At 38.4% G+C, this 11,983-nt stretch carries 11 protein-coding genes; all 11 read left to right on the plus strand.

Annotated elements, in window-relative coordinates; all coding sequences use genetic code 11:
* Window positions 1–40 precede the first annotated feature (40 nt).
* The 11 genes from rsmH (at window position 41) to ACEVFT_RS07575 (ending at window position 11,909) form a co-directional block, all read left to right on the plus strand.
* Window positions 41–991, plus strand: coding sequence for a 16S rRNA (cytosine(1402)-N(4))-methyltransferase RsmH (gene rsmH / locus ACEVFT_RS07525; RefSeq protein WP_342442645.1), 951 nt, complete (start codon window positions 41–43; stop codon window positions 989–991).
* On the plus strand, window positions 992–1,363 hold the full coding sequence (gene ftsL / locus ACEVFT_RS07530) for a cell division protein FtsL (RefSeq protein ID WP_205441822.1): 372 nt from the start codon (window positions 992–994) through the stop codon (window positions 1,361–1,363).
* The gene (locus ACEVFT_RS07535; protein ID WP_393949095.1) at window positions 1,360–3,588 is read left to right on the plus strand and encodes a penicillin-binding protein; all 2,229 of its coding nucleotides are present in this window, start codon (window positions 1,360–1,362) and stop codon (window positions 3,586–3,588) included. The genes ftsL and ACEVFT_RS07535 overlap by 4 nt, the downstream gene beginning before the upstream one ends.
* 57 nt (window positions 3,589–3,645) lie before the next feature.
* Window positions 3,646–5,562: a stage V sporulation protein D gene (locus ACEVFT_RS07540; protein ID WP_205441826.1), complete on the plus strand. Its 1,917-nt coding sequence runs from the start codon at window positions 3,646–3,648 to the stop codon at window positions 5,560–5,562.
* A 125-nt stretch (window positions 5,563–5,687) separates the two neighbouring features.
* On the plus strand, window positions 5,688–6,659 hold the full coding sequence (gene mraY / locus ACEVFT_RS07545; protein WP_342442648.1) for a phospho-N-acetylmuramoyl-pentapeptide-transferase: 972 nt from the start codon (window positions 5,688–5,690) through the stop codon (window positions 6,657–6,659).
* The gene (murD, locus tag ACEVFT_RS07550; protein ID WP_205441830.1) at window positions 6,659–8,008 is read left to right on the plus strand and encodes a UDP-N-acetylmuramoyl-L-alanine--D-glutamate ligase; all 1,350 of its coding nucleotides are present in this window, start codon (window positions 6,659–6,661) and stop codon (window positions 8,006–8,008) included. The genes mraY and murD overlap by 1 nt, the downstream gene beginning before the upstream one ends.
* Before the next feature lie 40 nt (window positions 8,009–8,048).
* Window positions 8,049–9,128 carry a putative lipid II flippase FtsW gene (ftsW, locus tag ACEVFT_RS07555; RefSeq protein WP_393949099.1) on the plus strand — a complete coding sequence of 360 codons (1,080 nt, stop codon included), beginning with the start codon at window positions 8,049–8,051 and terminating at the stop codon, window positions 9,126–9,128.
* Window positions 9,129–9,149: 21 nt separating this feature from the next.
* Window positions 9,150–9,983 carry a cell division protein FtsQ/DivIB gene (locus ACEVFT_RS07560; protein WP_393949100.1) on the plus strand — a complete coding sequence of 278 codons (834 nt, stop codon included), beginning with the start codon at window positions 9,150–9,152 and terminating at the stop codon, window positions 9,981–9,983.
* Entirely contained in the window at window positions 9,961–10,689 is a 729-nt protein-coding gene (locus ACEVFT_RS07565; RefSeq protein ID WP_342442651.1) for a DUF881 domain-containing protein, read from the plus strand. Before ACEVFT_RS07560 ends, ACEVFT_RS07565 begins: the two co-directional genes overlap by 23 nt.
* 125 nt (window positions 10,690–10,814) lie before the next feature.
* Window positions 10,815–11,534, plus strand: a complete 720-nt coding sequence (locus ACEVFT_RS07570) for a DUF881 domain-containing protein (RefSeq protein ID WP_243456034.1) — start codon at window positions 10,815–10,817, stop codon at window positions 11,532–11,534.
* Window positions 11,535–11,537: 3 nt separating this feature from the next.
* Entirely contained in the window at window positions 11,538–11,909 is a 372-nt protein-coding gene (locus tag ACEVFT_RS07575; RefSeq protein WP_004224852.1) for a small basic family protein, read from the plus strand.
* The last annotated feature ends 74 nt before the right edge of the window (window positions 11,910–11,983 follow it).

Genomic DNA, 11,983 nt, shown 5'->3' on the forward strand with positions numbered 1-11,983 from the left:
GATAGTTGAATGAGGTTAAGGCCTGAGAGGAGCGAGTGGTATGTTCGATCATACAACCGTGTTATTAAAAGAAACTGTTGATGGGTTGAACATAGATCCTGATGGTGTATATGTGGACTGTACATTAGGCGGTGCAGGACATAGTGAATATCTAGTACAACAATTATCAGATAAAGGCCGTTTAATTTGTTTTGATCAAGATATGACGGCTATTGAAAATGCGAAAATTCGATTAGCACCTTATATTGAGCGTGTTACATTTATCCATTCGAATTTCCGTTACTTAAAGGAAGAGCTATTAGCTCATGGTATTGAGCAGGTTGATGGCATTTTATATGACTTAGGCGTATCTTCTCCACAATTAGATACACCTGAAAGAGGCTTTAGCTATCACCATGATGCACCACTTGATATGCGTATGGATCAAACTGCAACACTGACAGCATCAGAGGTAGTTAATCAATGGGCATACGAAGATCTAGTTCGTATATTTTTCCGTTATGGCGAAGAAAAGTTTTCCAAACAAGTAGCGCGTAAAATTGAAGAGGCTCGTAAAACAGCACCGATTGAAACAACAGGTCAACTTGTAGAATTAATTAAAGAGGGTATTCCAGCAGCGGCACGCCGAAAAGGTGGACATCCGGCAAAGCGCATTTTCCAAGCAATAAGAATTGCTGTCAACGATGAGCTAGGCGCAGCAGAGGATTCATTAGTCGATGCGATTGATATGATTAACGTAGGGGGGCGCATTAGTGTCATTACGTTCCATTCATTGGAGGACCGCCTATGCAAGACAATCTTTAAGGAAGCGTCATCATTACCGGAATTACCACCAAATTTACCTGTAATTCCTGATGACATGAAGCCAACTTTAAAGCTTATTACACGAAAGCCCATTATTCCTTCTGAGGAAGAATTGGCAGTTAATAATCGTGCGCGTTCAGCGAAGCTTAGAGTGGTGGAAAAAATTAACGACAAAGGGCGTGAGTAAATGGCAGCAGTTCGTGTAAGGCAACAGCACCAACATCAACAAGTGCAACAACCGATAACACCACCAAGTCCACAACCCACTATCATACGTCGTAAAAAAACGAACCAAAAGTTTGAAAAGACAATGCTAATTGTTTTAGTTGGTATTATTGCTGTATTAGGAATACTCGTGTTAAATAAACAAGCAGCGATTCAAACAACAAGTATAGACATTCAAAAAATCGAATCAGAAGCAGAAGAGATTGCGAAACAGAATGTTGACTTAACGGTTCGTGTAAGTGAACTTTCTACATACGAAAACATATGGAAAAAAGCCAAAGAACTCGGTTTAACTCAAAATGAGAAAAATGTAAAGGTAGTGCCGGGAGAATGAAAAAAAAGAGATTTCGATTCCAATGGGGAGCCTTTCTATTATTAATTTTTTATGGAGGGCTCTTTTTTCTATTATTTACAAGAATGGTGACATTACAGGCTACAGGAGAAGTAGAAGGACAAGAGCTTGCAGCAAGAGCAGCAGCTAAGTATGGGAAAGAAAGTGTGATTACAGCCAATCGTGGGAAGATTTATGATCAAAATGGACAAGTGATTGCGGAGGATACATTAAGTTATCGCATGATTGCCATTGTAAGTGAAAAAGCTACAACAGATCCTAAGAATCCACGACATGTAGTGGATTCCGAGAAAACGGCAAAAGTTCTAGCAAAATATATTCCAGCGATAAAGGAAAAGGAAGACGAGATTGTTAAAAAACTGAACAATCGATATAGAAGTGATGGTGAACCTTTATATCAAGTTGAGTTTGGTAGCGCAGGTCGTGGCATTAGTCACGAGGTCATGAGTAAAATAAAGGAAGAAAAATTACCAGGAATTCTATTTGTGAGTGACTTAAAACGTTATTATCCAAATGGTGTATTTGCCTCTCATTTAATTGGCTATGCTCTGAAAAAAGATAATAAAGATGGCACAGTCACTACAAAGGGAGAAATGGGCCTAGAATATACGTATGATAAAGAACTTACAGGCGTTAATGGCAAAGTGGAATATGAGACAGATGCTTTCCGCTATTTACTTCCAAACAGTGAGAAAATGATTACACCTGCTAAAAATGGGGACGACATTTATTTAACGCTCGATAAAACAATCCAAAGCTTTTTAGAGGAAGCAATGACAAAGGTAGAACAGGAATATAATCCTGAGTCTATGACCGCAGTTGTAGCAGATCCAAAAACCGGGAAAATTTTAGCGATGTCACAGCGTCCTACATTTAACCCAGAAACACGTGATAGTCAAAATATGAAGTGGCTGAATGAGGTAATTGAGGAAACAATTGAGCCTGGTTCAACGATGAAGACATTCACGCTTGCCTCTGCTATTGATACAAATACATGGGCTCCAAATGCAAAATACCAATCGGGCTCTTATACAGTACATGACCGAACAATTCGAGACCATAATCAGGTTGGATGGGGACCAATCCCTTATTTAGAGGGGTTCCAGCGTTCATCGAATACAGCCATGGCCAACTTATTAAAATTGATTGGCGATGATGTCTTTGTTGAATATTTAGACCGCTTTGGCTTTGGTCACAAAACAGGAATTGATTTACCGAACGAAGCAGCAGGTACTATTTTATCGAAGTATCCTATTCAACGAGTGACAACAACATATGGACAAGGGTCAACCGTAACACCTATCCAAATGATCCAAGCCATGACTGCCATTGCGAATGATGGTAAGATGATGCAGCCATATGTTATCGACCGTATCGTTGATTCCTCAACAGGAAAAGTTATTCAAAATCATGAGCCGGTAGAAAAAGGACAGCCAATAAAAGCTGATACAGCGAAACAAGTGCGAGAAATCCTTGCTTCTACATTAACCTCTGAATATGGTACTGCGAAGGATTTTGTACTAGAGGATTACGAGGTTGCAGGAAAAACGGGGACAGCCCAAATACCAAGAGCAGATGGTACTTATTCTTGGGGTGCTAACCAATTCCTATATTCATTTTTAGGAATGGCGCCTGTTGATGATCCACAGTTAATCATGTATGTCTCAGTGAAAAAACCTAAGCTGAGTAATGAACTTGGATCTGTACCAGTATCAAAAGTCTTTAATCCAGTTATGTTAAATAGTTTAAAGCACCTTAATATCAATCCAGATGACGTGCAGCATGTTAATAAAGTCAGCATTCAAGATTATACAGGTCAAAGTGCTGAAGCGGTTGAAGTAGAATTAGGAAATGATGGATTACAACCAATCGTTGTTGGCAGTGGTGGTAAAATTATTGAACAATATCCGACGAACAGTCAAAAGCTCGTAAAAGGTAGTTTTGTATTTTTAAAGACTGATGGCGAAATAACATTGCCAGACTTTACGAATTGGTCGTTACGTAATTTACTAGTCTTCAAATCCATGACTGGACTAGAGATGGAAATATTCGGTGAAGGCTTTGTAGCCAGTCAAAGTGTTTCAGCTGGAACCGTCATTACTGATAGTTCACCGATTGTTGTCAAGCTCAAAACACCTGCTGAAAGCTTTGTACAAGATGTTGAAGCTGCCTCTGAGGGTGAAGTTGAAGAAGTAGAGGATGAATAACACTGAATAGAAGTCCACTTTATTTCATACGTTGTAAAAAACAAGGTGTGATGTCGAATGAAGTGGATTTCTATCCATTCTAAAAAGCGTTTACGTATTTTATATGTATTGTTTATGTGTGTAGCAGTGGCGATCGTTGTTAGGTTGTTCTTTTTGCAAGTATTAGATCAAAAAGATTTGACTACCAAGGCAGAGGAGAATTGGGACAGAGAAATTCCATTTGCGAATGAACGAGGGCATATAACAGATCGAGATGGAGAGAGTATTGTAACCAATAAGCTAGCACCCACTTTATATTTTATGCCCTCACAAAGTAATGATATTGAAGGGGCTGCTGAAAAAATTGCGCAAGTTCTAGAAGTGGATAAAGAGAAGCTATTAGAAAAAATGCAAAAAAAAGCTTACTTAGTGAAGCTAGCGCCTGAAGGCAAAAATATTTCTTATGAAAAAGCGGTAGAATTACAGGGTATGCAAATTGAAGGGCTATATAGTGGTGTTGATTATTCTAGGGATTATCCTTACGGCACGCTATTATCTCGATTTTTAGGTTTTACGGGCTATGATGCCCAAGGATTAGCTGGAATTGAATATGAATATGATAAATTCCTGCAGGCTAATTCTTCTGCTATCCGTCTCTTTACAGATGCAAAAGGTAATAACTTACCTAATGTTTCAAGTGCTTGGAAAGCAGGGGAGGATGGTGCAACGATCGAGCTAACAATTGACGTCGATGTACAACAAGTCGTGGAGCGTGAAATATCGCAAGCTATGAAGCGCTATGAAGCTGACCAAGCATTGGCTATCGCTATGGATCCAAACACTGGCGAAATTTTGGCATTAGCCTCATATCCGACTTTCCATCCAGCCGAGTATCAATTAGTAGAGCCAGCCATCTATAATCGAAATTTACCCGTATGGATGACATATGAGCCAGGTTCTACCTTTAAAATTATTACCCTAAGTGCCGCGTTGGAAGAAAACTTAGTGGATTTGGAGCATGAAACCTTTTATGACCCAGGTTATACGATGGTGGCGGGAGCAAAGCTTCGCTGTTGGAAACGTGAAGGACATGGTCATGAAACATTTTTAGAGGTAGTTGAAAACTCTTGTAACCCAGGATTTATAGAATTAGGTCAGCGTCTAGGCAATGAGCGACTACTACAATATATTAAAGATTTTGGTTTTGGAAAAAAGACAGGTTCTAATATAGCTGGTGAAGCATCTGGGATTTTATTTTCTAGGGAAGCCTTTGGTCCTGTTGAGCAAGCCACCACTTCATTTGGGCAAGGGGTAGCCGTGACACCTATTCAGCAAGTTCAAGCGGTTGCTGCTGCCATTAATGGAGGCAAGCTTTATACGCCATATGTTGTGAAAAAGGTATTTAATCCAAATACAGGGGAAGTTATACATGAAACGGAACCAGTTGTGAAAAATCAGGTGATTCGTGAGGAGACCTCTGCTAAGGTTCGCGGTGCTTTGGAATCGGTAGTGGCGAATGGTTCAGGGCGACAAGCCTTTCGCGATGGACTGCGAATTGGTGGTAAGACTGGAACAGCGCAGAAAGTTGAAAATGGCCGTTATAAAAGTGGTGAATACATCGTATCTTTTATAGGGTTTGCACCAGCAGACAATCCACAAATTGTTGTCTATGTAGCTGTTGACAATCCGAAAAAGACGACACAGTTTGGTGGCGTTGTAGCAGCGCCTATAGTGGGGCAAATTATTGAAGATGTTGCACCTTTTGTAGGTATTGAAAAATCGAAGGAACAACTTGAAAAGGATTATCGTTATGGTGACCCAATTACTGTGAAGGTACCGAATTTTATTGGTCAAACGAAGGATGATATTGCCAAGCAATTTTACCCATTCCGCATTGAATGGCATGGAGAAGGGACTAAAATTGGTAATCAGTTACCTGAAGTGGATAGTGTTATCAAACAAGATGGTACCATTCATTTATATTTGGAGAACTAAAATAACTTTACCTTTAAAAAATGGGAAAGAACCACTATTATTATGAAGGGTAGTAATAAATAAATGAAAGTTAATGCTTTTTTCTTAAAGAAGAAAGTGAAACAAGATTTAAAGGAGATTTTTCAATGAAACTCGCAACAACACTTACCATTTTAGCTCTTGCTTTTATAGTAACAGTTATCCTGGCACCAATTAGTATTCCACTTCTTCGTCGTCTAAAATTTGGGCAAAGTATTCGAGAAGAGGGACCAAAATCACATATGAAAAAAGCTGGTACACCAACAATGGGAGGCATTATTTTCTTAATATCCATCCTCCTAACAACTGTTGGTGTAGGTAGCTTTTTAGATTTATTAACGACACAGACCGTAGTACTTTTATTAGTATTAGCAGGATTCGGCTTAATAGGTTTATTGGATGATGGTTTAAAGGTTGTCTTTAAAAGAAATTTAGGTTTAACCTCTCTTCAAAAATTGATTGGTCAAATTGTTATTGCAATTCTTGCGTATTTCCTTCTAGAAGTAGGGTCATTTGATAAAACACTAGCCATTCCATTTACGGAGTGGACAATTGATCTTGGCGTATTCTATATAGCCTTTTTAATTTTCTGGTTAGTAGGCTTCTCCAATGCAGTAAATTTGACAGATGGACTAGACGGGCTAGTGGCGGGTACTGCTTCCATTGCCTTTGCAGCATTTGGTGTTATTGCGCTATTCCAAAGTCAGGCAGATATTGCACTATTTTCGTTTGCTGTAACAGGTGCTTTATTAGGCTTTTTATTATTTAATGCCAATCCTGCAAAGGTATTCATGGGGGATACGGGGTCATTAGCATTAGGTGGAGCATTAGCTATGGTATCTGTCTTAGTAAAAGAAGAGTTCTTGCTTTTACTAGTCGGCTTAGTGTTTGTTATCGAAACACTTTCCGTTATTTTGCAGGTAGGTAGCTTTAAGCTTCGAAAAAAGCGTATTTTTAAAATGAGCCCTATTCATCATCATTTTGAATTATCAGGTTGGTCAGAGTGGAAAGTAGTGCTTGTCTTCTGGTCAACTGCCTTAGCAGTAGCATTAATTGCAGTCTTATCGGAGGCGTTCTAATGAAAAACTATACAGATTTACAACATAAAAAAGTGCTTGTGTTAGGTCTAGCCAAAAGTGGTGTGGCCGCTGCTGAAATTTTACACGAGCTTGGCGCATTTGTAACAGTTAATGATTCGAAACCATTTGATGAAAGTCCTGATGCACAAGGATTATTACAGAAGGGGATTACAGTAATTTGTGGTCGCCATCCTGAAGATTTACTTGATGAAGGCTTTGAATTAGTGGTTAAAAATCCAGGAATACCTTATAGCAATCGAATTGTGGCAGATGCTCTTAGTCGAGAGATTCCAGTCTGGACAGAGATTGAGCTAGCTTATTTAATTAGCGATGCACCATTTATTGGTATAACAGGTTCGAATGGTAAAACAACGACGACAACTTTAATATTCGACATGTTAAATAACGGCAGTAAAAATCCATTAATTGCTGGAAATATAGGGACAGTAGCTTGTGGTGTCGCAAAAGAAGCTAATAAAGATGACATCATTGTAACAGAATTGTCTTCATTCCAATTGATGGGGATTAAAACGTTTAAGCCTAAAATTGCTATTTTGACAAACCTTTATGATGCACATCTAGACTATCACGGAACATTTAATAATTATGCTGAAGCGAAGTTTGGTGTTACTCGAAATCAAGATGACAGTGACTATTTTATTTATAATGCTGACCAACCGATAGTGGTTGGATACGCAGCACAATCTAATGCACAAAAAATTCCATTCAGTTCAAAGGGACGTACTACAAACGGCATTAGTGCAGATGATACAACAATTTATTGGCAAGGCGAACCATATATGGATCGTGCCAACATTGCCCTACCTGGTAAGCATAATTTAGAAAACATCTTAGCAGCCGTAGCAGCTTGTATTTTATTTGGCTGTGACAAAGAGAAGATGGAAGAGGTTTTAGCGACATTTGGTGGAGTGAGACACCGTACACAATTTGTACGTGAGTGGGATGGTCGAAAGATTTACAATGACTCCAAGGCAACCAATTGTTTAGCAACAAAGAGTGCTTTAGATGCTTTCCAAGCACCTGTCATTTTACTCGCAGGTGGCTTAGATCGTGGACATTCTTTTGAAGAACTTCGCCCTTGTATGAATCATGTAAAGGGTGTTGTTGCATTTGGAGAAACTGGCTTACGCTTTGTCGAATTTGCAAAATCGTGTGGTGTCCAACAAACCGTCATTGCACAAAATGTAGAAGACGCTGTTCACTATGCAGCACCGATGTCTGCAGAAGGAGATGTTATTTTACTATCTCCAGCATGCGCAAGCTGGGACCAATATGACAGCTTTGAAATACGTGGAGATGTTTTTATTGATGCTGTAATGAAGCTGTAATGAGCCTGTAACTATTTTAGAATATACTTGACTTGGAAGGATGGCATTACTGAGAGGTAAAGAAAGCTACTTATTGCTCGTCACAACTTTGATGCTATCAATAATCGGCATTATTTTCGTCTATTCTGCAGGTACCTATTGGAGTGCCGTTCATTATAGTGGAAAAATGCCGTTTTATATGAAGCAAAGCATATACTTTGTTGTAGCCATTGGCGTATTTTTAATCACGATTCGATTAAATATTTTGAGAGAGCAGTCCTTTTGGAAAATGGCCTATATATTTTCGTTAATTTTACTCGTTCTTGTACTGATTCCTGGTATAGGACTCGTGCGAAATGGTTCCCAAAGCTGGATTGGTGTAGGTCCATTAACAATTCAGCCAGCAGAACTAACGAAAATTACCGTCATTGTGTACTTGAGCCACATATTAGCACAACATAAGACAGGCAAGCCAGTTGTTAACTGGCGACATGGGTTCATCCTGTTATTACCTGTAGTTCTCATCATGTTGCAGCCGGATTTTGGCTCAGTATTTATTCTTGTTGTATCTGTGTTTTTATTATTTTTTGTCGCTGGTTATCCTCTAAAACTATACGCCATGATTATGCTAGCAGGGGTTGCTGGGTTGGTAGGTCTCATTGCGACAGCACCATATCGTCTAAAGCGTATAGAAGCATTTCTTGATCCATGGGCTGATCCCTTGGTTAGTGGGTTCCAAGCGGTGCAATCTTTAATGGCAATCGGTCCAGCAGGGATTTTTGGACATGGCTTTGGACAAAGCCGACAAAAGTTTTTGTATTTACCAGAGCCTCAAAATGATTTTATTTACGCCATTATTTTAGAAGAAGTCGGATTGATTGGTGGCCTCTTTATTTTAGCGCTTTTTGTACTAACGATCTATGCAGGCTATAGATTTGCTGTACAGGCTAAAAACCGAACGTCCTATTATGCGATTATCGGGCTTGTCACAATGCTCATGGTGCAAGCTTTTCTAAATATAGCCGTAGTAATAGGTTTAGTGCCAGTAACGGGTGTCACATTACCATTTATTAGCTACGGTGGAACATCTTTAGTAACAATGTGGTTAATAATAGGTATTATTTATCAATTAGCGAAATAAATATAAAGGAGGAGTACTTTTTTGGAGAAAGTAATTGATATAGAAGATCGTATACCTACGCTAAAAAAGCGACGAAAAAAGCGTACAAACCGGAAATTTATAGTGCTAATATTACTTTTCTTTATTGTGTTAGCAGTACTCCTTTATTTCCAATCTCCATACAGTAACATCAATAAGATCACAGTCAATGGCGCAAAGCTAGCGAATGACCAGTATTATGTGGAGGCAAGTACTCTTGCACCAGGTAAATCAATGTGGAGTTTCAAAGTGGAAGATATTGAGCGGATTTTATTAAAGGATAAATGGGTTAAAGAAGCACATGTTAAACGTAACTGGTTACAAGGCGTAACGATTGATGTTAAAGAATGGAAAAAAGTTGCGTACTTAGCTGGGGACGGCACTTATTATCCTTTGCTAGAAAACGGCAAGCGCTTTGAACAAACAGGAAATGATACGCCCATTGATGCACCTGTTTTTATCGGGATAACTGGTGAAAAGACCATTAATAAGCTTGTTGAACAGCTAGCACAACTAAAGCCAGAAGTATTAGCTTTAATTTCCCAGGTTAACACGAATAGTAATGAGGCGAATCCCAATGCAGTCAAGCTTTATATGAATGATGGCTATGAAGTTCGTGCTGTTATTCAGACTCTAGCGCAAAAGTTAAATTACTACCCCTCTATTGTCGCTCAAATTGCCAACTTAGAAAAAGGTGTGATTGATTTAGAGGTCGGTTCATACTATCGTCCTTTTAACGAGGAATACAACAAGATGAGTATTGACATGGAAGCGAATGCAGATGGGGAATTGGTTAACCAGGAAGTGACGGACGATGAACAACAAGAAGAAGAATAGCAAAGGGAGTTTTTTTACTAGAAAACAATTTGAATTACTAATTGTTTGTGTAACAACAGGATTTATCATCGGCTATTCATACAACCAGGCGAAAGACAATCGAGAAGCAGGTACTATTGATTCTGAGCTTTTTGAGCAAGAAGATTCTTATCGTGAGGAGCTAATCACACAACAAGAGCGCAATAAAGAACTCACAGAAGAACTAAATAATTTACAAGAACAGATTCGAAAGTATGAAAAATCCTTTGCTTCAAACGAGAAAGACTATAAGCAGCTTGTTGAGCAAGCAGAAGATTTACGGCTATTGCTTGGTGAACTAAAGAGTGAGGGGAAAGGGATACGCATCACCCTCCAGGATGGGGACTATGATCCAAAATCCTTGAATCCAAATGACTATATTGTCCATGAAAGTCATGTTTTTAAATTGTTAAATGAACTGAAAATTTCAGGTGCACAAGCTATCGCCATTAATGGACAACGTGTGATGGCTAGTTCTTATATCCGCTGTAATGGACCTGTGATAACCATTGATGGCACACAACATCCAGCTCCGTTTGTGATAGAAGCAGTTGGTGATTCAGAAACATTAATGGCTTCTTTAAATTTAAACGGAGGTGTAGTGGATCAGTTATTAAATGACAATATTGTGGTGTCATTAGAAGAAAATCAAAAGCTTTCAATGCCAAAAGTAAAAGTAGAAAGTTAAGGACAAGCTCTATAATTCAAGTTTAAAGTCTAATTTAGCCTCCAGTTACATAGTCGATTGTAGATATATATTACAATTTAAAATCGTATTCTGAGGGGCATACGATACGTCTAGGAGGGGCTATTTTGAAAAGAAATATGTACACCCGAATAACGATCGTGCTATTTATTATCGGTTTGATGATAGCGGTACAATACAATACCATACAAAAACCAGCTGAGCGAGATACACGAGATATTTGGGCAATAAGAGAGGAATTAGCACAAGAAAAGCAAAGACATTCCGCATTACTGGCAGAAATTCGCTCACTTCATGAAGTAGTGGATCGCTATGAGCAATCTGAAAAAGTAAATCAGCAAGCAGCCTTAAATGAAACATTAAATCGTTTAAAGTTGCAAGCAGGATTAACAGAAGTTATTGGACCAGGTGTCGTACTTCGTGTTGAACCTGCACCTGAACTGATTGAAATGGGCTATGAAATTAAAGAAATTTCACCCGATTTGTTAACTCAATTATTAAATACCCTTTTTAAGAACGATGCTACTAGTGTCGCAATCGATGGTAATCGCGTAGTACAAACGACTGCCATACGGGATATAAATGGTAAGACAACAGTAAACAGTATACCACTGTCTTCACCTTCTTTTGAGCTATTTGTTGGGACAAGCAATTATAAAGCAGCACAAAAAATGTATAATTCATTGCAGGCCTCAACATTTATAGACTCATTTTATTTAGACAATTTTAATTTAGTAATTGAAGAACCAAATGAACAGTTACTAATTCCAGCATTTGATCAGCCGTTGACAAATGATTATTTAGCAGAGGTAAAAAAAGGAGATTAATATATGTGGCTACCATTTTTAGGTTTGATATTTGGACTTGCCCTTGGCTTGTTAACAAATATACAAATCCCCTCTATGTATGAAAATTATCTGTCAATAGCTGTTTTAGCAGCTTTAGATACATTATTTGGAGGTATTCGTGCTCAATTACAGCAAGTTTACGATGATAAAGTTTTTGTATCAGGATTCTTTTTTAATATAGTTCTAGCAGCAGGATTAGCTTTTATAGGAGTGAATTTGGGGATAGATTTGTATTTAGCAGCCATTTTCGCTTTTGGAGTACGTTTATTCCAAAATATAGCAATAATTAGGCGGATATTACTAACTCGGTTAGATGAGAAACGTCACAAGCGAAAAAAAACTTCCATAGAATGAGAGAAAAATTGACCAAAATACTCGATTTGCTTAGACATTATGCCAAATTTACAATAGAATGAAAACAAGAGCAT

This window comes from Lysinibacillus sp. PWR01 (assembly GCF_043359455.1).
Lineage (GTDB): Bacteria > Bacillota > Bacilli > Bacillales_A > Planococcaceae > Lysinibacillus > Lysinibacillus fusiformis_F.